Annotated in this window: 25 protein-coding genes and 15 tRNA genes; 38 read left to right on the forward strand and 2 right to left on the reverse strand. The window is 41.3% G+C overall.

Annotation, left to right across the window (positions count from 1 at the left end):
• The first annotated feature begins 101 nt into the window (after window positions 1-101).
• The 33 genes from LKD41_RS13200 (at window position 102) to LKD41_RS13360 (ending at window position 19,924) form a co-directional block, all read left to right on the forward strand.
• Window positions 102-173, forward strand: a tRNA-Asn gene (locus LKD41_RS13200).
• Window positions 174-203: 30 nt separating this feature from the next.
• A tRNA-Glu gene (locus tag LKD41_RS13205) sits at window positions 204-275 on the forward strand.
• 75 nt (window positions 276-350) lie between these two features.
• Window positions 351-423 (forward strand) — tRNA-Thr (locus LKD41_RS13210).
• Between the two features lie 6 nt (window positions 424-429).
• A tRNA-Ile gene (locus tag LKD41_RS13215) sits at window positions 430-503 on the forward strand.
• Window positions 504-523: 20 nt separating this feature from the next.
• Window positions 524-597: transfer RNA gene (locus LKD41_RS13220), tRNA-Asp, on the forward strand.
• 4 nt (window positions 598-601) lie between these two features.
• Window positions 602-674: transfer RNA gene (locus tag LKD41_RS13225), tRNA-Val, on the forward strand.
• Between the two features lie 3 nt (window positions 675-677).
• Window positions 678-761, forward strand: a tRNA-Leu gene (locus LKD41_RS13230).
• A 31-nt stretch (window positions 762-792) separates the two neighbouring features.
• A tRNA-Arg gene (locus tag LKD41_RS13235) sits at window positions 793-866 on the forward strand.
• A 75-nt stretch (window positions 867-941) separates the two neighbouring features.
• Complete coding sequence (gene nudC / locus LKD41_RS13240) at window positions 942-1,883, forward strand: NAD(+) diphosphatase (RefSeq protein WP_227701435.1); 942 nt, start codon at window positions 942-944, stop codon at window positions 1,881-1,883.
• Window positions 1,884-1,962: 79 nt separating this feature from the next.
• Window positions 1,963-2,571: a hypothetical protein gene (locus LKD41_RS13245; protein WP_022243482.1), complete on the forward strand. Its 609-nt coding sequence runs from the start codon at window positions 1,963-1,965 to the stop codon at window positions 2,569-2,571.
• A 126-nt stretch (window positions 2,572-2,697) separates the two neighbouring features.
• Window positions 2,698-3,141: a DUF1700 domain-containing protein gene (locus LKD41_RS13250; protein WP_227701436.1), complete on the forward strand. Its 444-nt coding sequence runs from the start codon at window positions 2,698-2,700 to the stop codon at window positions 3,139-3,141.
• A gap of 54 nt (window positions 3,142-3,195) precedes the next feature.
• Window positions 3,196-5,565, forward strand: coding sequence for a cyclic nucleotide-binding domain-containing protein (locus tag LKD41_RS13255; protein WP_227701437.1), 2,370 nt, complete (start codon window positions 3,196-3,198; stop codon window positions 5,563-5,565).
• A gap of 359 nt (window positions 5,566-5,924) precedes the next feature.
• Window positions 5,925-6,101, forward strand: coding sequence for a hypothetical protein (locus LKD41_RS13260; protein ID WP_022243479.1), 177 nt, complete (start codon window positions 5,925-5,927; stop codon window positions 6,099-6,101).
• 114 nt (window positions 6,102-6,215) lie between these two features.
• The gene (locus LKD41_RS13265; RefSeq protein WP_022243478.1) at window positions 6,216-6,506 is read left to right on the forward strand and encodes a rhodanese-like domain-containing protein; all 291 of its coding nucleotides are present in this window, start codon (window positions 6,216-6,218) and stop codon (window positions 6,504-6,506) included.
• A 63-nt stretch (window positions 6,507-6,569) separates the two neighbouring features.
• Window positions 6,570-7,727 (forward strand): THUMP domain-containing class I SAM-dependent RNA methyltransferase, encoded by a 1,158-nt coding sequence (locus LKD41_RS13270; RefSeq protein ID WP_022243477.1) that lies wholly within the window; start codon window positions 6,570-6,572, stop codon window positions 7,725-7,727.
• Window positions 7,724-9,439, forward strand: a complete 1,716-nt coding sequence (locus tag LKD41_RS13275; RefSeq protein WP_227701438.1) for a lectin like domain-containing protein — start codon at window positions 7,724-7,726, stop codon at window positions 9,437-9,439. Before LKD41_RS13270 ends, LKD41_RS13275 begins: the two co-directional genes overlap by 4 nt.
• 11 nt (window positions 9,440-9,450) lie before the next feature.
• On the forward strand, window positions 9,451-10,530 hold the full coding sequence (locus tag LKD41_RS13280) for an N-acetylmuramoyl-L-alanine amidase family protein (protein ID WP_022243475.1): 1,080 nt from the start codon (window positions 9,451-9,453) through the stop codon (window positions 10,528-10,530).
• Window position 10,531: 1 nt separating this feature from the next.
• Entirely contained in the window at window positions 10,532-11,131 is a 600-nt protein-coding gene (locus tag LKD41_RS13285; protein ID WP_117698513.1) for an XTP/dITP diphosphatase, read from the forward strand.
• 13 nt (window positions 11,132-11,144) lie between these two features.
• Window positions 11,145-11,654 (forward strand): metallophosphoesterase family protein, encoded by a 510-nt coding sequence (locus LKD41_RS13290; protein ID WP_022243473.1) that lies wholly within the window; start codon window positions 11,145-11,147, stop codon window positions 11,652-11,654.
• A gap of 124 nt (window positions 11,655-11,778) precedes the next feature.
• Window positions 11,779-11,853: transfer RNA gene (locus LKD41_RS13295), tRNA-Pro, on the forward strand.
• A 6-nt stretch (window positions 11,854-11,859) separates the two neighbouring features.
• A tRNA-Gly gene (locus LKD41_RS13300) sits at window positions 11,860-11,930 on the forward strand.
• 22 nt (window positions 11,931-11,952) lie between these two features.
• A tRNA-Arg gene (locus tag LKD41_RS13305) sits at window positions 11,953-12,026 on the forward strand.
• 46 nt (window positions 12,027-12,072) lie between these two features.
• Window positions 12,073-12,146 (forward strand) — tRNA-His (locus tag LKD41_RS13310).
• A gap of 36 nt (window positions 12,147-12,182) precedes the next feature.
• Window positions 12,183-12,254 (forward strand) — tRNA-Gln (locus LKD41_RS13315).
• 70 nt (window positions 12,255-12,324) lie between these two features.
• Window positions 12,325-12,397, forward strand: a tRNA-Lys gene (locus LKD41_RS13320).
• 271 nt (window positions 12,398-12,668) lie between these two features.
• Window positions 12,669-12,857 carry a hypothetical protein gene (locus LKD41_RS13325; protein WP_227701439.1) on the forward strand — a complete coding sequence of 63 codons (189 nt, stop codon included), beginning with the start codon at window positions 12,669-12,671 and terminating at the stop codon, window positions 12,855-12,857.
• Entirely contained in the window at window positions 12,854-13,342 is a 489-nt protein-coding gene (locus LKD41_RS13330) for a pyridoxamine 5'-phosphate oxidase family protein (protein ID WP_022243471.1), read from the forward strand. Before LKD41_RS13325 ends, LKD41_RS13330 begins: the two co-directional genes overlap by 4 nt.
• 228 nt (window positions 13,343-13,570) lie before the next feature.
• Complete coding sequence (locus tag LKD41_RS13335; protein WP_022243470.1) at window positions 13,571-14,239, forward strand: response regulator transcription factor; 669 nt, start codon at window positions 13,571-13,573, stop codon at window positions 14,237-14,239.
• Complete coding sequence (locus tag LKD41_RS13340; RefSeq protein ID WP_022243469.1) at window positions 14,227-15,147, forward strand: sensor histidine kinase; 921 nt, start codon at window positions 14,227-14,229, stop codon at window positions 15,145-15,147. Before LKD41_RS13335 ends, LKD41_RS13340 begins: the two co-directional genes overlap by 13 nt.
• Window positions 15,123-15,830: an ABC transporter ATP-binding protein gene (locus LKD41_RS13345; protein WP_022243468.1), complete on the forward strand. Its 708-nt coding sequence runs from the start codon at window positions 15,123-15,125 to the stop codon at window positions 15,828-15,830. Before LKD41_RS13340 ends, LKD41_RS13345 begins: the two co-directional genes overlap by 25 nt.
• Window positions 15,823-18,375, forward strand: a complete 2,553-nt coding sequence (locus LKD41_RS13350; RefSeq protein WP_227701440.1) for an ABC transporter permease — start codon at window positions 15,823-15,825, stop codon at window positions 18,373-18,375. The genes LKD41_RS13345 and LKD41_RS13350 overlap by 8 nt, the downstream gene beginning before the upstream one ends.
• Window positions 18,376-18,476: 101 nt before the next feature.
• Window positions 18,477-18,995, forward strand: coding sequence for an RNA polymerase sigma factor (locus tag LKD41_RS13355; RefSeq protein ID WP_022243466.1), 519 nt, complete (start codon window positions 18,477-18,479; stop codon window positions 18,993-18,995).
• Window positions 18,996-19,105: 110 nt separating this feature from the next.
• Complete coding sequence (locus LKD41_RS13360) at window positions 19,106-19,924, forward strand: hypothetical protein (RefSeq protein ID WP_227701441.1); 819 nt, start codon at window positions 19,106-19,108, stop codon at window positions 19,922-19,924.
• Window positions 19,925-19,971: 47 nt separating this feature from the next.
• Here LKD41_RS13360 and LKD41_RS13365 read toward each other — a convergent pair.
• Together LKD41_RS13365 and LKD41_RS13370 are read right to left on the reverse strand one after the other, a co-directional pair.
• Window positions 19,972-20,051, reverse strand: a tRNA-Leu gene (locus LKD41_RS13365).
• 49 nt (window positions 20,052-20,100) lie between these two features.
• Window positions 20,101-20,352: a kinase to dihydroxyacetone kinase gene (locus LKD41_RS13370; RefSeq protein ID WP_117698552.1), complete on the reverse strand. Its 252-nt coding sequence runs from the start codon at window positions 20,350-20,352 to the stop codon at window positions 20,101-20,103.
• A gap of 282 nt (window positions 20,353-20,634) precedes the next feature.
• Here LKD41_RS13370 and dltA point away from each other — a divergent pair, with 282 nt between their 5' ends.
• The 5 genes from dltA (at window position 20,635) to LKD41_RS13395 (ending at window position 24,967) form a co-directional block, all read left to right on the forward strand.
• Window positions 20,635-22,173, forward strand: a complete 1,539-nt coding sequence (gene dltA, locus LKD41_RS13375; protein ID WP_227701442.1) for a D-alanine--poly(phosphoribitol) ligase subunit DltA — start codon at window positions 20,635-20,637, stop codon at window positions 22,171-22,173.
• On the forward strand, window positions 22,170-23,324 hold the full coding sequence (gene dltB, locus LKD41_RS13380; RefSeq protein ID WP_022243462.1) for a D-alanyl-lipoteichoic acid biosynthesis protein DltB: 1,155 nt from the start codon (window positions 22,170-22,172) through the stop codon (window positions 23,322-23,324). The genes dltA and dltB overlap by 4 nt, the downstream gene beginning before the upstream one ends.
• Before the next feature lie 86 nt (window positions 23,325-23,410).
• Window positions 23,411-23,650 carry a D-alanine--poly(phosphoribitol) ligase subunit DltC gene (gene dltC / locus LKD41_RS13385; RefSeq protein ID WP_117947585.1) on the forward strand — a complete coding sequence of 80 codons (240 nt, stop codon included), beginning with the start codon at window positions 23,411-23,413 and terminating at the stop codon, window positions 23,648-23,650.
• A gap of 2 nt (window positions 23,651-23,652) precedes the next feature.
• A complete protein-coding gene (gene dltD, locus LKD41_RS13390; protein ID WP_227701443.1) occupies window positions 23,653-24,849 on the forward strand; it encodes a D-alanyl-lipoteichoic acid biosynthesis protein DltD in 1,197 nt (398 codons plus the stop codon).
• Window positions 24,818-24,967, forward strand: coding sequence for a teichoic acid D-Ala incorporation-associated protein DltX (locus LKD41_RS13395; protein ID WP_117698525.1), 150 nt, complete (start codon window positions 24,818-24,820; stop codon window positions 24,965-24,967). Before dltD ends, LKD41_RS13395 begins: the two co-directional genes overlap by 32 nt.
• Window positions 24,968-25,029: the final 62 nt, after the last annotated feature.

A 25,029-nucleotide genomic window follows, 5' to 3' on the forward strand; every position in this document is an offset into this window, starting at 1 on the left:
TGACTGTTACTAATCGGTCGAGGGCTTGACCAAAGCAACTCGGAAAGCAATCTGTATGAAGTTTTGAAGGTATGTTATAAAATAGCATAGCCTATTAATAATCCTCGATAGCTCAATGGTAGAGCGCACGGCTGTTAACCGTGATGTTGTAGGTTCGAGCCCTACTCGGGGAGTTTTTTTATCAACATTGATAAATAATATATGGCTCCGTGGTCAAGCGGTTAAGACATCGCCCTTTCACGGCGGTAACACGGGTTCGATTCCCGTCGGAGTCACTTGGGTGAAAACTCATGGATTGTAAACTGCAAGATTGGCTGAAAGGCTGGGTTCATAGTCTGCAGAAGGCATACGCCGATGTGGCTCAATTGGCAGAGCAGCTGATTTGTAATCAGCAGGTTATCGGTTCGAGTCCGATCATCGGCTTTATATGGACCTTTAGCTCAGTTGGTTAGAGCAACCGGCTCATAACCGGTCGGTCCTGGGTTCGAGTCCCCGAAGGTCCACTTTTATTTTAAATTTATTTGGCCCAATGGCTCAGTTGGTTAGAGCGCCGCCCTGTCACGGCGGAGGTCGCGGGTTCGAGTCCCGCTTGGGTCGTTTTGGGATCTTAGCTCAGCTGGGAGAGCATCTGCCTTACAAGCAGAGGGTCACAGGTTCGAGCCCTGTAGGTCCCATATGCCCGCGTGGCGGAACTGGCAGACGCGCAGGACTTAAAATCCTGTTGTGGTGACACAGTACCGGTTCGATTCCGGTCGCGGGCATTCATACCGATGGTATGTAATAATTTAATATGTGCGTGTAGCTCAGCTGGATAGAGCACTTGGCTACGGACCAAGGTGTCGGGAGTTCGAATCTTCTCACGCACGTGGAAAAAGGACTTTGAATCTTTGTTTAGCAGAGATTTGGGGTCTTTTTATTATATAAAAAAGGGTGGCACAGGTATGATACAGGATATTGCACCAATGAAATTTCACAATGAATATCAACAGAGAGAATGCCGGGATAAGGATATCGTATTTTTATTTTCGGGAAATAAACTCCTGGTAAAAAAAGATTCCAAAATCAGTTTCTTCTATATGAAAGAGTTTACAAAAGAACTTACAAAAGAGACAGAACAAGAGGCTGACGGATTCGGTAACAAAAGATTGCAATATCTGTTTTCTATTGATGATGTACAGTATTATCTGCTGAAAGTATGGTCAAAGGAAGAAGCAGAAAAAGAGGTAGAAAAGCAGCTTGATGAGCAGGTCGATAGGCAGAGCAAAAAGCAGAACGATAATATTGGAAATATGGAATGGGTAACGATTCGCAGTCTGCGGGAAACAGTTTCAAAGAAAGATTGTTTTGCTGCGGCAACGGCATATCATTTGTATGTGTGGTATCGGGATAACCGTTATTGTGGCAGATGCGGAAAGGAATTGCAGCCGGATACGAAGGAGCGGATGATGCGTTGTGCATGCTGTGGAAATATGGTTTATCCGAAAATTGCTCCGGCAGTAATTGTGGGAGTAATATACGATAATAAAATATTGATGACAAAATATTCAGACAGGGAATATAAGAAATACGCATTGATTGCAGGTTTTACAGAAATTGGCGAAACTGCGGAAGAGACAGTTCGCAGGGAAGTCATGGAAGAAGTAGGATTGAAAGTAAAGGATATTGTATACTATAAGAGTCAGCCATGGGGCTTTGATTCCAATCTTCTGATGGGATTTTATGCCAGAGTGGAAGGAACAGATGCCATTACTTTAGATAAGAACGAACTTTCTCTGGCGGAATGGGTACCAAGAGAACAGGTTGCAGGCATGGATGATAAAATCAGCCTTACCAGGGAAATGATGGAGAATTTCTATAAAAATGGCGAAAAATGTTTGCAATAACTACATTTTCTTGACAGTTTTGCATAAAAAATATATGATATAGAAGTGAAAAATCTTTTCAGAGAGGACTGATTTATTAATGAAGAATGAGAGTAAAAAGGCGAATGCAAAGCTTACATCAGTTCTTGCAGCAGTGCTTATTATAGTAGTAGCTATTGTAGCGGTAATTGCTGTAAAGACAAAGGATAGTGGAAGTCTTGGAACTTATTCATGTGAAATTATGTCAGGCGATAATTCATCGACTGTTTTTGAAATTACATTTAATGAAAAGAATAATACTTATAAAGAGAATATCAGTGTGGGAGACAAGGCAGTAGAGCTGGCATCAGGAACATTTGTCATGGACGGAAATAAGCTTACACTGACCTCCGATGGTGGCGATGTACAGAATCTTGTAAAACAGGGAAAATACCTGATTGCAAAAGATTATTTATATGAAGGTGAAATACCGGATGGAGATACCTTTGATGCTACCTGTACATTTAAGAATAGTAATAATGTGGTATATTCCATTACCTTTAAAGCGGATGGAACTTATGTACAGGATGATAATGGTGATGTATCGGAAGGAACTTATACGCGTGACGGAGACTGGATTAAACGTGAGAGCAGTTCTGGCACAAGCGTAGGAATTGATTATTTGATTTATAGCGGAAGAATAACTAATTCCTACTATATAAAAAAATAAAACAAAAAAGTAATGGAATAGATGAATTGCAATAGAAGCAATACAATAAAAGTAGTGTGATGGCTGTAACAGGAAGCAAAACATAAGAAGTGCAGAGAGTAGAGAAAGAAGAGTCGAGGGAAATAAATGTCAAGAGAGGAATTCCTAACAGAATTAAGAAAGGCTTTGCAGGGAAGGGTAAGCCAGCAGACGGTGAATGATAATCTCCGCTATTATGAAGAATATATTCTTACAGAATCTCATAAAGGAAAGACGGAGGCTGAAGTAATTGCAGAATTAGGAAATCCAAGACTTCTTGCAAAAAGCATAATCGATGCAGAAAATGCAACGGCAGAGAAAACTACAGCAGAACCACAAAAGGGAATGGATGGGCAGGAAACAGCTTCCGGAGAGTATTCTTTTAAGAAGATTAAAATTCGAATCTGGCTTATATTAGCGACAGTATTTCTGTTTGTAATTTTGCTTATAATTCTGCTTGCACAGGTAGTTGCATTTTTACTTCCGGTTCTGCTTCCGGTAGCAATCATTTTCTTTTTATTTATAGCAATGAGTATGAACAAAAGATTTTAATAAGCAAGTATAATAAAGTAATTTTAATATAGAAATAACAGAGGAAGTTGTGTTATGGCAATGATTAAGGTCCCGGCAGGGAAATGCTTTATCAAGCATGGAACAGCGGTAAATGCACTGTATATGGTAATTCATGGAACAGTGAGACAGGTGTCTAAGCTGGAAGAAGTGCAAATTGGAAGCGGTAATATAATAGGTCTGATGGATTGTGCAGAAGAAGAATATATAGCAGATTATGTGGCAGCGGATGATGTAACACTTTATCCGTTTCATTATCATGCTCCGGAGGACTTTGGTAAGATATTTATCAGTCAGCCGAAATATGCAGCAGCATTTTTATCTGTGGCAATTCGTGAGGCAGACCATATGCTTGGACGAAACCAGAGATTTCAAAACAGTACAGAAAAATATTATAGCTTTGCACTGGCAATGTATCAGAAATATCAGGAGTTATGTAGAAAATATTGCATTCAGGAGAAAAGTTTCCGGAGAATAGAGAGCCTGCAGCCTTATGTAAGAACCAATATGGCACCGAAATGGGAAGCGGATTATTTCCATGAACTGGCAGAACTTGGGAATAGTGGAACTATGGATTTCTTTCAGCAGAAAGAGGATTTGCTGACGGGACAGATTATGCAGGCAGCAAGAGCTATGTGCAAAGCGGTAAGAGAGATTGACCATGCAAAAGAATATTTACAGGAGCATGTAAATCTGTATCTGGATACCAATCGAATGGATTTATTACAGCTTTATTTTGACATGGCAGCCCGTGCAGCAGCAAGTGGAGCTGACATCGAGGAAATACGACAGGCAATAGAGCCATTGTTACAGTTTATCAAGGACAACCGTCTGGGAGATGCAGGAGAACGGGACAAACGAATTACGGAATATCAGACTTATGATTTTAGCAATATAAAGATAAAGGCAGATGCAATATATAACTTTGCAGGAGAACTGATTGGTGAAGTACCAAAGCCGCAGGCAGAGGATAAGCTGGTTCAGGGAACGGAAGATTTACTGGAACAGGAATATACGGAAACCGATGGAGAAGAGGAAGAAGAAACAGAGGACTGTCTGGTACATATCTTAGAATATGCAGGAGTGGCAGCAGAGGATGTACATAAAATTCGAAGCAAAATGCATGAATATGATGCAATTCCGGATAATTTTGATAATGATGAGAAAACGAGAAAACTTCGGAAAGAGTTGACAGCATTATTCTATGCTACTTATAAAAATGTATTTAAGCATGCCATGAAAGATGCGGATGACCTAGACCCGGTTATTCAGATGTTTTTGAATTTTGGATTTATGGATGTGGGAATGGTAGGAGAAGATACCGCTAATGAACTTTATGATTTGACAGATAAACTGTTCAAGTGTAAAAGCGACCATGTCTATACCATGTTTGAGTGGTTAAAGAGCATCTATGAAGGAAAGAATGAACCAAGCCGGAATGAATTTGACCTGGATTATAATGGATATCTGGCAGAGCAGAAGCGGATGGGTAAGCTGGATGCAGCAGGAATGGAGCGGTTGAAAACAGACTGCTGGGAAAAGACCAAATATGAGATGGATAATATGTTTGTGTCAACGAACCGGGCAACTTATGGAAAAGTAAGTACCTTCTGTCCGATTCTGAGCAAGCATGACATGGTGCAGGAAGCAGAGAAGATGCTGGTGACTGCAGAGCGGATTGAGGAGGCAATCAAAAAAGTCCGTGAAGTTGATTATTCGTTGTTCTACCGTGAAGTGATTTTTTCAGATCCGATGCATGGTGTAAATGCTGAACCGGTGCAAAAAGAAGTATTTCCAGATGTTATTCTGATGCCGAATGTGGGAATGAAAGCAATGATGTGGCAGGAAACTGCCGGAGTAAAACGTGATACATCCGCCCGATTTGTTTTCCCGGTTATGACTATCTACAGCCTGCAGGATATGATGATAGAGACCTGCGGAAGATTCCGTTGGGAAATGTGCCGTAAGATACAGGGAATGCGTTGGAATGATATTACAGAGAAATCCCTAACTTCAGAATATTGTGATTATATCCAGTACTATCGGAAAAACCGTGATTTATCCACAGAGGCAAAGGAGAAGATTAAGAATACACTCTGGAAGTCAAAGAATAACTATCGTGAAGTATTTATTTCTGATTATATCGGATGGATTAAATACGAGGCAGGCGGCAGTTTCCGCCTGAACCGTGTAGCAAGGGATATTCTGTTCCGTTATTGTCCGTTTGCCAAGAAATACAGGGATGCATTAGAGGCAAACCCGATGTATCAGGATATGATCAGCCGGTTTAAAATATTCCAGGAACGTAAACTGCGTCATATCGATGGATTCCGTACCAGATATGAGAAGAACGGCGGCGAGATGAATATGGAACTGCAGGAAAATATGAATTTCTATAATATGTAAAGAACAATAACTACGAGAAATACGCTTTGCGGGCTATCGCGGTGCTCGCAAAATCTGAGTAGAAAAGAAGTTTGCTCAAGCGAGCTTGGCTCCTTCTTTTCTCCCAGATTTTTCTCGCTACTCGCGTAAATAAGAAAGCCACATGAATCTTAGGATTCCTGTGGCTTTCTTGAGGGGAGTATAAATAATTAATAAGGGGTATAACTGTATAAAAAAACAATTCTTATACGAAAAAAATTATAATATAAAAGTTTTTAAAATGCAATGCAAATGAGAATAATAATAAGAAATTAAGAAATAATATCACTGTATCAGAGAATCAAAAGAAAAAGTATCTGATAAAAAAAGGAGGCGATATTATGGCAAAAAATGCAGATAATGCAAAAAACAAAACAAGCAATGTAAACCGCACAATGAATGCTGATAATGACTTTGAAAATGCGGATAACAAAACCGGCAACAAAGCAGGCAATAGGACCAGCAACAGAAGTGATAACAAGGCGGATAACAAGACATCCAACAAATGCAATTACTAGGTCAATCTTATTGAAAAACTGCATATATTAAAATAAGAAACAGATTACAAGGAACACTTTGTAATCTGTTTTTTCATAGCAGAAAAAGTCAGGATATTTTGGGGGAGATGGCATATGAGATTTGCAGCTATCAGTGTAGCGGAATTATGGAAACTAAAAGATGATCCACAGATATATATTGTTGATTTGAGAAGCAGGGAGGATTTTCAGGTATTTCATTTGAGAAATGCCCACTGTTATCCTTATGATGAGATAGAACACTGGGAGCATAAGCTGCCGAAAAATCGTAAGATACTGCTGTGTTGTGAGTATGGAAATACAAGTATGTATGCAGCAAAAAGACTGACGCGGCAGGGATATCAGATATATACTCTGATTGGAGGCCTAAATGCACTAAATGGATAGAAAAGAACATTGACAGTGTCATTTAGAACAGATAAGATAGTAGTGATAATGGAGAAAGAACATATGAAAACATACGAATTAACAGTGCCATGTCATTTTGGCTTAGAATCAGTTTTGAAAAAAGAAATATATGATCTGGGATATGAAATCTCAGAGGTGGAAGATGGAAGAGTGACTTTCATTGGTGATGCAGAGGCAATCTGCCGTGCAAATATTTTTCTGCGTACAACGGAGCGTGTGCTGCTTCGGGTAGGAAAATTTAAAGCGGAGACATTTGATGAATTATTTGAAGGAATCAAAGCGCTTCCATGGGAAGAGTATATTCCTGAAAATGGTAAATTCTGGGTCACCAAGGCTTCTTCCATAAAGAGTAAATTATTCAGTCCGTCAGACATCCAGTCTATTGTTAAGAAGGCAATGGTAGAACGGCTGAAACAGAAATATCATACCAATTGGTTTGAAGAAAGTGGTGCATCCTATCCGGTACGAATTTTCCTGTTGAAGGACGAAGTAATGGTAGCATTAGATACCTCCGGAGAATCTTTACATAAGAGAGGCTACCGGACTCTGACCAGTAAGGCACCAATCACAGAGACCCTTGCAGCAGCATTGATAATGCTGACACCATGGAATAAGGACAGAATTTTAGTAGATCCATTCTGCGGAAGTGGAACATTTCCGATTGAAGCAGCAATGATTGCAGCCAATATAGCACCGGGCATGAACCGTAGTTTCTTAGCAGAGCAGTGGACAAACCTGATACCGCGTCAGCTCTGGTATGATACGGTAAATGAAGCCCAGGAAATGGTGGATACCGATATTAAGGTGGATATCCAGGGATATGATATTGATGAAGAAATTGTGCGTGCCGCAAGAGATAATGCAAAGCGTGCCGGTGTGGATGGCATGATTCATTTCCAGCAGAGACCGGTAAGCCAGTTGAACCATCCGAAAAAATACGGATTTATCATATCCAATCCGCCATATGGTGAGCGGCTGGAAGAAAAGGCGGCATTGCCGGAATTATACCGGACAATTGGTGAGGCTTACAGAAGGCTGGATTCATGGTCTATGTACCTGATTACCAGCTATGAGAATGCACCAAAGGATATCGGAAGAAAACCGGATAAGAACCGCAAGATTTATAATGGAATGTTAAAGACATATTTCTATCAGTTCATGGGACCGAAGCCACCAAAACGGAAAGGGACAAAAGAGTGAGGGAAAAAGTACGTTATTCTAAGAGATATGTAGTATTCACGTTACTTTTAGTTCTTGCATTGATACTGAAATTTGCCAATTTTAAGGGTGTAACCGAAGAAATCGGACAGTTCCGTGGTGCAGATTTGCAGAGCAGCGACTGGAACCCTCTGATTGCAAAAAGCATCAATGAGAAGAATCTTACGGTAGCAATTGATAATAAAGTATATACCAACAAGCACAATGGAATCTATATGGATGAAAATCTGAATCTGATGGTACCATTGGACTTGATTCGGGACAGTTATAACTGCAGCGTGCATCTTTACGATGACACGGCTCTTTTGATAGAAAAATATTCAGACAGCTTGTGGATGAGCTTAGATGACCAGGAAGTACAGATAAATGATGAGAAGGAGAAATTTTCTTCTACATTGACACGGATTGATGACCGTTATTATGTGCCGGCAGAAGTCATTGCTTCGAAGCTTGGTTATTCTTATGCCTGGGATGTTAATAAAAATGAAGCAGTGGTGGTGAATACTTCTTCTGAGACAAGCATTCTGCCATCTCATTATGACTTGCGGGAGAGAGGAAGAGCACCGCAGGTGAAGAACCAGGGAAATAAGGGAACCTGCTGGGCTGCATCTTCTCTGGCAGCACTGGAATCCATGCTGCTTCCGGAAGAAAATGATATATTTTCCACCGATAACATGAGCCTTGGAAACAGTTTTGGATTAGGACAGAATGATGGTGGAGAGTATACTATGAGTCTGGCATATCTGACTGCATGGCAGGGACCTGTATTGGAAAAGGACGACCCATATGACGGTGAGCTGACAAAGAATTTAGCTCCGGTCAAACATGTGCAGGAAGCGCAGATTATTGAAAGCAAGGATTTGGAGAAGATTAAAGAGGCAGTTTTTAAATATGGTGCAGTCGAGACTTCTATTTACAGTACACTGCAGAATGTCAATAGCCGTTCCGAATATTTTAATCAGGAGACCAATTCTTATTGCTATGTTGGTTCAGAAAAGCCGAATCATGATGTGGCGATTATTGGCTGGGATGACAGTTATGCAAAAGAAAATTTCCCGGGAGATTTAGAGGGAGACGGTGCATTTATCTGCCAGAACAGCTGGGGAAAAGATTTTGGAGATAATGGGGTATTCTATGTCTCTTATTATGATACCAATGTAGGAATTCACAATCTGGTTTATACCGGAGTAGAAGATACCGATAATTATGATACGATTTATCAGTCCGATTTATGTGGCTGGGTCGGTCAGCTGGGATACAACCGTGATACCATTTACGGAGCAAATGTATATATAGCGGAAAACAATGAGAATTTAGAGGCAGCAGGCTTCTATGCAACCGGAAAAAATACGGAATATGAAGTATATGTAGTAAAGGACTATGATGGAAGGGAAAGTCTGTCCAAACGGCAGAAAGTAGCTTCCGGAAAGTTTGATAATGCAGGTTTCTATACCGTTACTTTTGATAAGAAAATTGCAGTGAACAAGGGAGAAAAATTTGCCATTGTACTGATGATAAAGACTCCGGATTCTGTGCATCCAATGGCAATTGAATATAAGGCAGATGAATCAACCAGAAACGTAGATCTTTCCGATGGAGAGGGATATATCAGTACCAACGGCAAGAACTGGGAAAATGTAGAAGAAACCCAGTCTGCAAATCTTTGTATAAAAGCATATGCAAAAGAAAGGTAAGTCAGAGCGGGATGGAAGAGAAAGTTATTAAAGCAGCTACCGTGATTATTACTGCCATAAGCATTATTGTGGCAGGAACGCTGCTGTTTTTTCCACAACTTCATATCCGGGCAGAGGAAAACAGGGAACTTCGGGCACAGGAAGCCATCGAGCGCAAGGAAAATATGGATGCGCTGGAAATGCTGCAGTATAATACGGCAAATGTAGACAGCCAGGAAGGCATCAGCTTTGACCAGCAGCTTCGTATTGCGTTACCGGAAAATGTGACACCGGAAGATGTCAGCATAGAAAATGACTATCTGACCCAGACCATTACCATTAAAATTCCTGGAGCAGATGAGAATTATCTTTATAACTATCCCATGATAGGAAAGAGCTATCATATAGATAATCTGACTTATGAAAGTGAGTCGGAATATGGTGTAATTGAGATCTCTTTAGATAGTGTGGTGGAATTACAAAAGACATCTGACGAGCATTATATTTATATGGATTTTTTGACACCACATGAAGTCTATGATAAAGTTGTGGTAATAGATGCAGGACATGGTGGAAATGCACCGGGAGCTACAAAGCAGGGCATTAATGAGAAAGATATTGACCTTGCTATAGTGCTTAAAGTAAAGGAATTATTTGATGAAGCAGGAGATGAGAGCGTCGGAGTCTACTATACGAGAACGGATGACAGCAATCCAAGTCTTGAACAGCGTGTAGATATGGCAAACAAAGCCGGGGCAGACCTCTTTATCAGCGTACATAATAATTCTACCAAGAGCGGAAGAATGTCCAGTATCAACGGAACAGCAGTCATGTATGATGAAGAGAAGGCATCTGAGGAAAATGGAAGTATGCAGTTAGCCCAGATTTGCTTAGAAGAAATGACAGCGGCGTTAGGAAGTACCAGTAAGGGAATTGTAAAAGGACACGAGATTTATATTATACGAACAGCAGAGATGCCGGTAGCATTGATAGAAGTAGGCTTTATGACAAATCAGGATGAACTGAACCGGTTGAATGATGAAGCATATCAGAAAGAGGCAGCACAGGCAATTTATAATGCAATTTACCGGGCATTCCAGGAGGGATATTAAGATGAATAAAATAATATTTGCAACAGGAAACAAGGACAAGATGAAAGAAATCCGCATGATTTTATCGGATCTTGATGTAGAGATTCTTTCTATGAAAGAAGCCGGAATCAGCGTGGATATTGAAGAAAATGGAACTACTTTTGAAGAAAATGCACTGATTAAGGCAAATGCTGTGGCAGCATATACAGATGCTATTGTTTTAGCTGATGATTCTGGTCTGGAAATTGATTATCTGAATAAGGAACCGGGTGTATATTCCGCCCGTTATATGGGAGAAGATACCTCTTATACCATAAAAAACCAGAATCTTTTGGACCGTCTGAATGGAGTACCAAAGGAACAGCGGACCGCACGCTTTGTATGTGCAATTGCGGCTGTATTACCGGATAAAGAAACACTGGTAACCCGTGAGACAATTGAGGGATATATTGGATTTGAGCCTCAGGGTGAAAATGGATTTGGCTATGATCCAATCTTTTATGTGGATGAATATAACTGCTCCACAGCAAGCTTGCCACCGGATAAGAAGAATGAAATGAGCCATCGTGGAAAAGCATTACGCGCAATGAAAGAAGCACTCATGGGAAAAGGTTTATCATAAAGGAAGATAAAAGATGAGAGTATTGATAGTAAGTGATACCCATAAGAAACATGAAAATCTGATAACGATTATGGAAAAAGAAAGACCTTTTGACCGTATGATTCATCTGGGAGATGCAGAAGGTTATGAGGACTATATTGCGGAACTGGCAGGATGTCCACTGGACATTGTGGCAGGAAATAATGACTTTTTCTCTGAACTTCCGAAAGAAAAGGAAATTGAAATCGGAGGATTAAAAGCATTGATTACCCATGGACACTACTATTATGTTTCTGCCGGTCTGGAGGATATCAAGAAAGAGGCAAGGGGAAGAGGCATGGATATTGTGATGTTCGGACACACCCACAGACCGCTTATAGAAAAGGATCATGGTGTAGTGGCATTGAATCCGGGCAGCACATCATATCCTCGTCAGGATGGTCATCTGCCGTCTTATATTGTGATGGAAATAGACGCAAATGGTACTCCGGACTATCAGCTCAAATATCTTTCTGAAGAAGAAAAAACCAAAAAACCTTTATAAATTGGGGCAAGATTCGGAGTTGTAAAAATTTTTTGAAAAAATTTGAAAATAAATGTTGACAATTGGTATATGCTATAATATAATATGTCTTGCGTCACGGAAAAAGAAATTTAAATAGCGTTGACGGGGTGTGGCTCAGCTTGGCTAGAGCGCCTGGTTTGGGACCAGGAGGTCGCAGGTTCGAATCCTGTCACCCCGACTTCATGCGGGTGTAGTTCAATGGTAGAACACCAGCCTTCCAAGCTGGATACGTGGGTTCGATTCCCATCACCCGCTTTCTAATTGGAAAATTAGATATGTGTTCGTAGCTCAGCTGGATAGAGCAACGGCCTTCTAAGCCGTGGGTCGGGGGTTCGAATCCCTTCGAGCACATTTTCCCGAGAGGGAAGAGAGACCGCCTGATGGCCGGAATCTTATGGTGGGTATAGCGCAGTTGGTTAGCGCGCCAGATTGTGGCTCTGGAGGCCCAGGGTTCGAATCCCTGTATCCACCTTGATGCGATGGTTAGAGCATCTTTTGTAAAATTGATGGGCTATCGCCAAGCGGTAAGGCACAGCACTTTGACTGCTGCATACGTTGGTTCGAATCCAACTAGCCCAGTTAAGCTGCGATGTATCTTGAAGAATTCCAAAAGGATTTGGAAAGAGCACTTATCGAACTAAATATGTATGGGATATTAGCTCAGTTGGTAGAGCACTTGACTTTTAATCAAGTTGTCCGGGGTTCGAATCCCCGATGTCTCATTAGTTGAAAATAGCGGAAATGCTGATAAATACAGTGTTTCCGCCATTTTTTTAAGCAATTGGAAGTAGTGCTAAGTAAGCCTTAATATTCATCTTCACCACATCTTCAAGGGCATTTTTGAATATCTTCGTCTTCAGTTCATCTTCAAAAGGAGAAAAAGAAGCGTTTGCATAATTAGGTAGAATGCTTTATGATTGAGATAATGAGGTGTTAGGAAGGCTTTCAAAAATCTTTGGAGAAACATATAAAGATTGAAAGGAAGATGAAATAATGTATTATGGAAAAGAAACAGATGAATTAAAAAAAGCAAGAGAAGAGTATGAAGGTATTTTTGGTTATGACCCAAATGGAGAAATAGAATTAGAGTTTAATGAACAAGACGAATATTTAGCAGTTTTATTACAGTGCATAGAAGAAAAGAAAGATATGTTTGATGTACTTGGAGGAGAAGAAGCATGACAAGAAGAGAACGTGAAGTAACAGATATAAATGAAATCCTTAAGATTATGGATGCCTGCAAGATTGTGCATGTGGGACTTGTGGATGGTGACCAGCCTTATGTGTTACCGATGAATTACGGCTATACCTATGAAGATGGGAAAATGGTGATTTACCTTCATGGAGCAAAGAAGGGATATAAGTATGATTTAATAGAGAAAAATCCAAAGGTATGCTTTGAAATGGAGTGTGATGTGGTGCCATTTGAAGGAAAGGTGGCATGCCAGTATGGTAATTCCTATTCCTGTGTTATGGGAAAAGGGAAAGCTGTTATTGTAGAGGATGTAAATGAGAAAATGCAGGCACTTTCTATTTTGATGAAATGCCAGACCGGAGGAGATTTTACTTTTAATGAAGAACTGGTATCCATTGTCAATGTGATTCGGATTGATGTAAGCGAATTCAGCGCAAAAAGAAGGCCGGTTCCGGAAGGGTTGAAAAAGTAACAGAATAACAGGAGATTGACAAAGAAATATTGATAAAGTAGAAAGCAGGATTATGAAAGTGTAATTCCTGCTTTTTTCTATCCTCAATCATTTATCACAAAACTGTGACAATCTATTCGTTGCATGACGTAGGAAGCATTTGTATAATGAGACATAGGAATGAACCGGGGAAAAGTAGGAAAGAAAAAAACGAATGACAACAGATAAGAAAAAGGATGTTTAGGGAAGATGGATAGAATATTAGTAGTGGAAGATGACCGGGAACTGAACCAGGGAATTTGCTTTGCACTGCAGCAGGCAGGGTATGAGACAGAAAGTGCCTATTCCACTCAGGAGGCAAAGCTTGCGGGTTTGCAGCAGGAATATTCGCTTATGATACTGGATGTAAATCTTCCGGATGGAGAGGGCTTTGGCTTTTGTAAATGGATTATGGAGCACAGGAAAGTGAAGGTCATGTTTCTTACGGCAAGAGATTTGGAAGAAGATGTGTTATCCGGGTATGAGTTGGGAGCAGAGGATTATGTGACAAAGCCATTTTCCATACATATTCTGCTAAAGAAGATAGCGGTCATTTTAAAACGGGAGACGGAAAATCCAAGAAATATTTATGAAGATGGATATCTGCGGATAGACTTTGACCGGGTCAAGGTAGAAATAGAGGGGAAAGAGTGCATGGTAACACCTACGGAATTTCGGATGTTACGCTTATTTATTGAACATGCAGGACAGCTGCTTTCTTATAATGTGCTGTTAGAGCAATTGTGGGACTGTGATGAAGCATATGTGGACCGACACACACTGGCAGTCAATGTGAACCGGCTCCGTGGAAAGATAGAGGATGCGGAACACAAATATATTTCAAATGTATATGGGATGGGATATCAATGGTTGCGATAGGAATAATAGCAGGCTGTGGCATTGTGATAAGTTATCTTCTAGTCAGACTGTATCGGCAGAAGAAGGAAATCTATGATTTTACGGAAGAACTACAGCGGTGTCTGACGCTGATGAAAGCAGGTGAAGACATTGGAAATGAAGCGGAGTTTAAGGACAGCCTTTGGGATAAGATTTATCAGGATTTGCAGGAGCTTATGGATGTTTGGAACAGGAAGAACCGACAGAGCCATAAGGAAAAAGAACAGATAAAAGAGCTGATTTCTGACATTTCCCATCAGGGCAGAACGCCAATGGCGAATATTAAAATATATCTGGAAATTTTAGAAGAGGAACAGGAAGATAAGGTGCGGCGGCAGGAGTGTATTGGAAAGCTGATAAAACAGACAGAACGGCTGGATTTCCTGATGCAGAGTCTGGTGAAGCTTTCACGCCTGGAAACCGGAATCATAGAAATATGTGAAAAGGACACAAAGATTTTTGAAGTGTTAGGACTAGCGGTTGCGGCAGTGGTACCGGGAGCGGAAGCAAAAGAGATTTCTGTCCATGTGGACTGCCCGGAGACATTGAAACTGTTTTGCGATGCCAAGTGGACACAGGAAGCAATTTTTAATCTTTTAGAGAATGCAGTGAAATATACTCCAAAAGGGGGAAGCATCTATATTTCAGTAATGGAACAGGAGGTTTTTGGAAAAATCAGCATCCGGGATACCGGAAGGGGAATCCCTGCGGAACATCAGGCACAGATTTTTCAAAGGTTTTACCGGGAACCGGAAGTCCATGATGAGGATGGAATCGGGATTGGTCTGTATCTGGCACGAAAGATTGTGACGATGCAGGACGGCTATATGGAAGTGCATTCAGAAAGTGGAAAGGGGGCAGAATTTTGCATTTATCTGCCAATGAAATAAAAGAAGTAGTACGGACAGAGGAGTTAAAGAAATATTATCCGTTGGGAACCCATACGGTAAAAGCCTTAGATGGAGTGAACCTTACCGTAAAAGAGGGAGAATTTGTGGCAATCACCGGAAAGTCCGGAAGCGGGAAAAGTACGCTGCTGCATATGTTAGGAGCATTGGATGTGCCAACATCCGGAGAAGTCTATATTGATGGGAAAAGCCTTGCGTCAATGACGAGGGAAGAGCAGGCAGTCTTTCGAAGAAGGAAGGTTGGTGTAGTATTTCAAAGCTATAACCTGATTCCTGATTTGAGTGTGTATGAGAATATTGTGCTGCCCATCGAGCTGGATGGAGGTTATGTGGACAAGGCATATATAGAAGAATTGTTAAGGCAACTGAAAATAGAAGATAAGCGGGATGCACTGCCGGGTACGTTATCCGGCGGTCAGCAGCAGAGAACAGCAATTGCCCGGGCATTATCTTATAAGCCGGCTATTCTCTTAGCGGATGAACCCACAGGAAATCTTGACACACAGACCAGCCATGATGTTATGGGATTGTTAAAAACAGTGGCACGAAAATATCAGCAGACTACAATTCTGATTACCCATGACATGGACGTGGCGCAGTTGTCAGACCGGATTGTATACATGGAAGATGGGAAAATCAGGAAGGAACGAAAGCTCTATGCTTAAAAATAATAATCAGGCTGTCATCCGTAAGATGGCAGTCCGTTCCATAAGGAGCAACAGAAAGAAAAACAGCCTGTATCTTGTGGCAATTGTATTGGCGGTGCTGATGCTGTTTACGGTTATGCAGACAGGGGCTTCCTACATGCATATGCAGTATGTCTGGCGGCTGCATTCTGTGGGGGAACTCTATGATGGAATTCTGATGGGCGGAGTCACAAAGGAGCAGGAAGAAACAGTAAAAGCAGATCCTGGTATTGAGGTAGTTGGAATTACAGAATTTATGCTGGGAAACATCGGTGAAAAGAATATTTCTATCATATATGAGGATAAAAATTACCGGGAGAAAATGCATCAGCCCGGCATTCTGCATCAGGAGGGAAGGTATCCTGAGACAGCCGATGAGGTGATGGTTACAAAGACGCTGTTGGAAAAGCGGAAGTTGGAAAATCTTACAATTGGAGATACGCTGCTTTTAAGCTATCAGAAGAAAGATGGAACCCAGGTAGAAAAGCCCATGAAAATTACGGGCATCATAGATGACTATGAAGAAACTGCCAACTGTTTCGTGACGGAAGAGGTGTTTGAACAGGCAGGCTACAGTCAGGCAGACTATGGCTGCGGCATTCTCTATTATCAATATCGTTTCTGGTTTGCATCAGACCGGATAGAGAACCGGCTGAAAGAAGAATTAAATCTGGAACGGAAGCAGAGCATCCAGACAACATGGGACTGTGATAAGGTAAAGGAAATTTTTCTTGGGATGTTGGGAATCATTATGTTGACCTGTCTCAGTGCCTATTTACTGATTTACAATATCATGTATTCATCGATAGAAGACAATATCCGCTATTATGGACTGCTGCGGGCTGTGGGAATGACAGAAAGCCAGATGCACCGGCTGTTGTGGCAGAAGCAGATTATCCTAAGTGGAATAGGCATTCTACTGGGAACAGGCTTGGGATTTCTGACGTCCTATCTTGTGATTCCGGGAACAATCCGGGTACTGGGAATTCGCACAGAAAAGATGGCGGTAACGATAAAACCGGAGTTTCTGGTGCTGACGATTGCTATTATGGCAGTGACGGTCTATCTTGCCAGCCGTAAGCCGGTAAGAGTAGCAGAGCGTATTTCTGTCATGGAGGCACTGGGTTATCAGACTTCAAAGACAGTTTATACCGGAAAGAAAAAGCGAACCGGGAAAAATATTATTTACCGGCTGGCATGGCAGCAGCTTTGCCGGATGAAGAAGAAAACAATCCTTGTCATCCTTTCACTATCTACCAGCCTGACTGTATTTTTATGTGTGGTAACGCTGGCGGGAAGCCAGAGCAAACGGACAGCGGAACTGCAGTATATGAATGCAGATATGGAACTGACCAATAAGAGTATGGTGGCAGATGTATCAGACTGGAAACAGCCTTTTGATGATGCATTTTGTGAGAAACTTTTAAAAATAGATGGAGTGAAGGAAATTCATAAATTAAATTACAGTACAATCGTTGTACCCTGGGAGCCGGATTTTTCGGATCAGTGGATGCGTGATTTCTATGACCAGTGGATGTATATAAAATATGACGATGTAAGAGAAGAATATCAGCAGAATCCGGAACATTTCATGGCGCTGGTGGTTGGAATCGATGAAAAAACATTTCATTATATCAATCAGCAGAATGAAACGGCAATCGATGAGAAATCATTTTTGGCAGGGGAAAGCTGCCTTTTATGCCAGCAATATATGGGATATACCAATGCGGATGTCAAAAATAAGAAAATAAGCTTTTATTTTCCGGGGCAGGAAACAAAGAAATACAGCACATCTGTTGCAGGGCTGCAGAAGGATGACAGCCCATATCGTGGACCCAGCGAGGTAAGTTTATCTGTTGCGGGAATACAGGAGGATGACAGTCCGTATCTCGGTCCGACTGCCATGGGACCGACGATTATGATTTTAGTCAGTGACTCTTTTTTAGAGGATAAGGCAGAGAGCCTGTGGACATACAAGGTATCGGTGATTTATGACGAGGAATACGATAAGGAAACAGAAAAGAAAGTCAAAGAGCTGATACAGGAATCTAAGGATGCAAAAGATATTACCTGGAGCAGCAAGTTAAAGGGCATCAAAGAGCAGAAGCCGGCAGAACAGAAGATGTGGCAGCTAGGAATGGGAATCGCTATAGTTTTGGGATTTATCGGTGTGATGAATTATATCAATACAGAGCTTGGCAGTATATCCGGCAGAAGGCGGGAAATTGCAATATTAGAAAGCATTGGCATGACCGGAAAACAACAGCGCAGGCTGCTTTTGACAGAAGGGATGTATTATGCGGGAATTTCGCTTTTCCTGACGGCAACGGTGGGACTTGGCATTGATGTGCTGTTGTTTCAGCGGATGAATTATCATAAGGTAGCATTTTCCATCCCTGTCATTCCGGTGGTTGTCATGATAGTGACACTGTTTGCACTGTGCATTTTCGTACCGTTGGCAGCAGGTAGATTTATGGAAGGAGATGGCACTCTGGTAGAGCGGATTCGTCATGTGGGAGAATAAAAAATAACTTTCACTGCAACCGTTTCTTCTGTTATTACAATATATAGGTGTAAGGGAAACATCCCAAAACAAATGACGGCGCGGTCTGGGAGAATGGAAGCATGAACAAACAATTACTGGAACATTACATTGAGGCATACGGAACGGACATCTATTCCTTTTGTATCCGGCTGACACAGAACCGGGAACAGGCAGAAGAACTCTATCAGGATACCTTTCTTGCAATGTGTGAGAAGGAGGACTGGAAGGAAGAGGGAAATGTCAAAAGCTATCTGCTTGGAATTACCATAAAGCTCTGGCAGAACCGGAAGCGGAAATTTGCCTGGCGAAAGAGGATTGCAGCGGAGATTCCCTTATCGAAGGAGCAGGGACTGGAAGCATTTTCGGCAGATGAAAACTTAGAGCAGCATATGGTAAGCAAAGAAGAGCAGGAAGCCGTGTGGAAGGCTGTATACAAATTGCCGGAGCAGCTTCGCATCGTGATTCTTCTATATTATATGGAAGATTTCAAAGTGGCTGAGATTGCAGAAAAGCTGTCCCTCTCTATCAGTAATGTGAAAAGTAAACTGATGCGTGCACGTAGATATCTGAAGCAGGAATTGGAGGATTTTATCATATGAAACCAACCTTAGATGATTTATTACACAACTCCCTTATAGCAACTGATATTCCCTCGGAAGAACTCAACGAGAGGATTTTAAACCAGTCAACCCAAAAGGAGGTTGTACCTATGCGGAAGAAGGAAACGAAGAAACCATGGAAAATGGCACAGACAGCAGCGGCTGTGGCACTTCTTGTTTTAGTCACCGGCTGTGGTGTATATGCGGCAGAGCGGATCCTTGCACAAAAACAGATTGCTATTATTGATAATGAAACGGAATTTATGGAAAATGCCACAGAGACAACGATTCATTATGAAGAATTTTCAGGAGAAAATCTTGATTTTGCAGACAGCAAGGTGACAGACCGGACAGAGGAACTTATTCAAACTTCTGATTTCGTTGGAACCGTTACCGAAGGAACCAAGGATGATCTATGGAGCTTGAAGGCAGAAGAAAAGATTGATGGCAAAATAGAGGTGGGTTATGTCTATCCGAAATTAAGCGATGCTTTTAAAGACCAGAATATTGGCATTGACGTTTCTTATATAGAAGCAAATTATCCAACACTCTGGAGTGAAAAAGCCTGTCAGCTTTGCTATGATTCCAGGGATGCAGACACTTTTTCCCGGGGAGCATTCTTTGCCAGTTACCGGAAGGGAGACAGTCAGGCGGTGTCTATCCAGTATGAAGTATCGGATATAACAAATGCGGATGATTATATTTTTAAAGAAGCTTATGACAGCACCGGTACTTATACCACAGCAGATGGTGTGACACTGACCATTACCAGTCAAACAGCAGACAGCGGCTATACGATTACTTATGCCCGCATGATTACGGAATATAGTGATTTCGTTCTGACATTGCGTGGAGATTTTTCAGAAGAAGAAAGCCATGTGATTTATGACAGTTTAAATCTATCTTCAATCTGTGAGACTGGGAAGTAGAATAAAAACGGTTCAGGAATTATCCTGAACCGTTTTTGTGGTTGGACTGCGGGCAACAGGACTTGAACCTGCACGGTCTCCCACTAGAACCTAAATCTAGCGCGTCTGCCAATTCCGCCATGCCCGCAAGACAAGAACTATAATAATATAGAAATACAGTTCATGTCAAGTGTAGATTAACCCTGAAGCCCCCGTGCCTGACGGTCCATATCCTCCACTACAATGTCATAGATTTCACCAAGACCTGCGCAGTATTCTAAGACCTTCCAAGGCTCGTTGGTGTGATAATGAATCTTAATCAGTTCTTCATCACCAACTGCCAGAAGGCAGTCTCCTTTGAAATTTTCAGTAAAGTAATCATTAATTGCATCCTCGTTTAGATTTTCCCCTTCAATTAAAAGCTGAGTGTCATATCTGAATTCTAACATCATCGAATCCTCTCTTTCTGTCTATTTCCTTTTTATCAAGAATAAATTTTAAACACAGTATAGCATAACGCAGTGAGAGAAGAAAGTATTTCATAAAGCAGCAGGACTTTGTTGAGACAGATTAACCAAAAAGAAATATGTGTACAAAAGTTGATAAAAAATTTAGATTCCTTTAAGAAGAATCTAAGTAAAGATTAAAGTTCTTTAAGATTTCCCACCTGTGATATTCTTGTGATTTTATTGTGCTATAGTTGTCCCTAGAAAAAAGAAAAGAGGGATGATATGGATATTTTAAAGAACATCAGAGAAACTGCCCTGACACATCCGAAGCGATATGCAGTGCAAAGCAGAGAACAAAAATTGACTTATGAGGAGTTAGAAGAATATTCCAACCGGCTTGCAGTATGGATTGCAAAAAACAGCCAGGACCGTAAGCGGCCGGTTATTGTATATGGACATAAGAACCCGTATATGGTGGTATGCTTCCTTGCCTGTGCCAAGGCCGGTAGAAGCTATGTGCCGCAGGACATCTGCATTCCAGTAAGCCGGGTGGATGAGACCGTATTAAGCGTAGAACCGGAACTGACCTTTGTGGTAGAAGGTGATTATCAGACAGAAATTGGAACAGAAATCGGAAAAGATGAGATAGAAGAAATCGTAAAACAGGAGACAAACGAGACCGATGTGCTACAGCCTCTGACCAAAGATGAAGTATGGTATATCATATTTACTTCCGGAAGCACCGGAAAGCCAAAGGGTGTAGAGATTACAAGAGACTGCCTCAGCCACTATCTTGACTGGTCGGTTCAGTTAGGCAGTACCATGAAAGAAAAGAGCGGTGCGCATTTTATGAATCAGGCACCATTTTCCTTTGATTTATCGGTAATGGATTTATACACTTCCTTGGTCTGTGGCGGAACGCTTTATACCATGGATAAGAAGATGCAGAGTGACTACAGTGAAATGTTGGGCTTCTTAGAACAGTCGGAAATCGAAATCTGGGTATCCACACCGTCTTTTGCAGATATGTGTCTGGCAGACCGAAATTTCTGTGGGGAAAAGATTAAAGCCTTAAAACTTTTTTTATTCTGCGGGGAAGTGCTTACTACAGCTACAGTAGAGAAGTTAAAGGAACGTTTCCCGGAGGCAGTTATCATCAATACTTATGGTCCGACAGAATCTACGGTGGCAGTCACGGATGTGACTATAACAGAGAAGTTATTGCAGGAGACCATTGCCCGGGGCAAATCCCTTCCGGTAGGCCATGAAAAGCCAGGAACTTATATCGAAATCTGGGATAAAGCCGGAAAAGTGTTGCCGGAAGGAGAACAGGGCGAGATTGTTATTATCGGAGATACGGTAAGCTGTGGTTATTATATGAGAGCAGATTTGACAAAGAAGGCATTTTTCCATTGTATCCGTGATGGAAAAGCTTACCGGGGTTATAAGACCGGAGATGCCGGATATTTAAAAGGCGGGCAGCTTTATTATAATGGAAGAATCGATTTGCAGGTGAAGCTGCATGGATACCGCATTGAAATTGAAGATATTGAGAATAACATGGTAAGACTTCCTCAGATTGACCATGCAGTCGTAGTGCCGAATCTGGAAGAAGGAAAGGTAAAGAGCCTGACGGCATTTGTGACAGGAGCACAGATGGCAGGAAAGAAAGCATCTGAGATTTCAAGACAGGTAAAAAACGGTTTGAAGGAATTCCTTCCGGTTTATATGATCCCAAAGAAAATAAAATATATCGAAACCATGCCAATGAATAACCATGGCAAGGCAGACCGAAAATATCTTGGAGGTCTGGCAGAATGAGTTTTTACAGCGGAGCACCATTCTTTGGCACATTGATTCTGTTATTGCTTTTCGCATTGATTCTTGGCTGTATGGAAAGGAGCCTGCACTGGTATAACCTTATCGTATCCGGTGTAATGGTTGTCTGCGTGTTAGGCGGAAATCTGACGGCGCTTGCGTATTTCGCAGGATACTTTCTGATTGAATGGATGCTGGTCAGAGGATATGAATACATAAGAAAGAAATATGGAAGAAAGGCAGCATTTTATCGCAGTTTTGTGCTGCTTTCCATCCTGCCACTTGCATTATGTAAACTATGTGACCTTCCATGGTTAAAGGAGATGAATCTTTTTCAGTTTACCGGAATTTCTTACCTTACGTTCCGGGTGGTGCAGATTATCATTGAACTTTATGATGGCACCATAGAAGAGGTGAAAATCCTTGATTTTTCAGCATTTTTAATCTTCTTTCCAACCTTTAGCTGCGGACCCATTGACCGGAGCAGAAGATTCTTGGAGGATTATCATAATGTGCCGGGAAGAAGAGAATATCTTGAGCGGTTTGGAATTGGTTTACAGAAGCTTGTTTTAGGAGCAGCATATAAATTCGTATTTGCGGATTTCTTCTATCAGATTATGAATCAGTTCATGAACCGGACAGCAGGGAATATGGTTTGTTATGCATACAGCTATGGTTTTTATATGTTTTTTGATTTTGCGGGATACAGTCTGATGGCAGTGGGAACCGGCTATATGCTTGGCATCTGCGTACCGGATAACTTTAAGAAACCGTTTATCAGCCGGGATATGAAAGAATTTTGGGCAAGGTGGCATATTTCCCTGTCCGAGTGGTTTCGGGATTTTGTATTTTCCAGATTTATGATGTTATCCATGCACAAAAAATGGTTTAAAAGCAGATTAAACGGTGCGGCAGCAGGCTTTCTTATCAATATGCTGGTGATGGGTGTGTGGCATGGTCTGACGGTGCATTATATTTTGTACGGACTCTATCATGGCATATTGCTGGCAGTTACGGAAATCTATCAGAAGAAGTCGAAGTTCTATAAGAAATATAAGAAGAAAACCTGGTATGCACTGGCATCATGGGGAATCACATTAAATCTGGTGATGTTTGGTTTCCTGATTTTCTCAGGACATTTTATTACAATTTAGGTTATCCCAACTTATATATAGAAGAAAAATTTTAGATGCAGAATCGTTTGCAAAGAAAAATAGAAAGAGAAAAAGGAGATTATAAGATGAAAGAAAAGATTTTGGATATTATTGAAAAAGTATGTGAGGATGACAGCATCCGGGAAGACCTTACGATGAATCTTTTTGAAGAGGATTTACTGGATTCCTTAAGCTTTGTAGAACTTCTGGTGGAACTTGAGGATAACCTTGGTGTTGTAATTTCACCATCGGAAGTAACAAGAGAGGATATGGATACACCGGAGAAAATTATCGCGCTGGTAGAAGCGAAAGCACAGGAGAAGTAAGCATGAAAACGATAAAAGCATTTGCAGTTTCGCTGCTGTTATGCGCACTTACGATAGTGGGACTGCATTTATACAGCGGCAGAGGTTTTTCGGCAGAGGGAAAAGCAGGCACCTGGGTCAGTGATGCAAAATCCCAAAGCGGCAGTACATTAAAGAAGATGGCAGCCGATGAAAATGCAGTGCTGATATTCGGCTCTTCGGAGCTGCGGCATGGACAGGGCAGTGGATTCCATGGAGATACGATTTTTGATGGCGCGGATATGGATCCCATTTATGTAGGAAAAGCAGGGTATCAGAGCCTGACCCATGCCATTACGCTGGGCGCGGTGGGCAGTCAGGCAGCCAATAAGAAGGCAGTATTAATCGTTTCGCCCCAGTGGTTTAAAGAAAATGGAGTAAAATCCACGGCGTTTGAAGCTGCTTTTTCAGAAGAAGAATATATTGCATTGCTGGAAAATCCGGATATCAGTCAGGAAACCAAAGATTATATCAATGGCAGACTGCAAAATATCATGGCAGATAATGAAAACATGTCAGAAAGAGTAAAAAAAGCCCGGGAATGGTATCAGCCGAAGGATGATAATACAGCAGAACAACCAGGCTGGCTGGAGCAGAAAAAAGCAGATTTTCATAAGATACTGTTGGAAGAAAAGAATAATTATAAAGTGATGGCAGAGGCACTGATGGATGGAATCAGCAATCATAGGAACAGGGAAAGTGGTGCAAAGCTGTCACAGGCTACCTGGGAGCAGCTTCGAAAGGAAGCTGAAACAGAAGGACATAAGCTTTCGGATGGCAACGACTATGGCATGTTTGACAGCGTATATAAAGGAACGTACCAGACGCTGATTGCCAATGGGAAACATAAGAATCCGAAGTACACCTTAGATTCCATGGAATTTTCGGATTTGGAATGTTTTCTGTCAATTTGCAGGGAGGAGGGAATCGAGCCTTTGGTAGTAATCCTTCCCTTTAACGGATACTGGTATGATTATACGGAGCTGACGGCAGAAGAGCGGAGCACATTTTATGAAAAGATAAGATGCATAGCAGAAGATTATGGTGTGCAGTGTGCCGATTTAAGTGGAAATGAATATACGGAGTATTACTTTGAGGATAATTCCCATCCAGCATTGAAAGGACTGGTAGATTTAAATGAAGCGATTTATGAATTTTATCGGAAAGATAAGACAGAATGAGAAGGCAGTATTTCTTGGTAAAGTGATTTTCTTTTACCTGCTGCTGATGATTCTATGGATGCATTTTATGCTGGCAAAGGATTCTGCAGCACCGGCGTTTATTTATGAGCAGTTTTAAACTATACCGGTTTGGAATGCGATATATAACCTGCGGTTATATAATAAAATAAATCAACCTAG

The organism is Roseburia sp. CLA-AA-H209, assembly GCF_020687575.1.
Lineage (GTDB): Bacteria > Bacillota > Clostridia > Lachnospirales > Lachnospiraceae > Roseburia_C > Roseburia_C amylophila.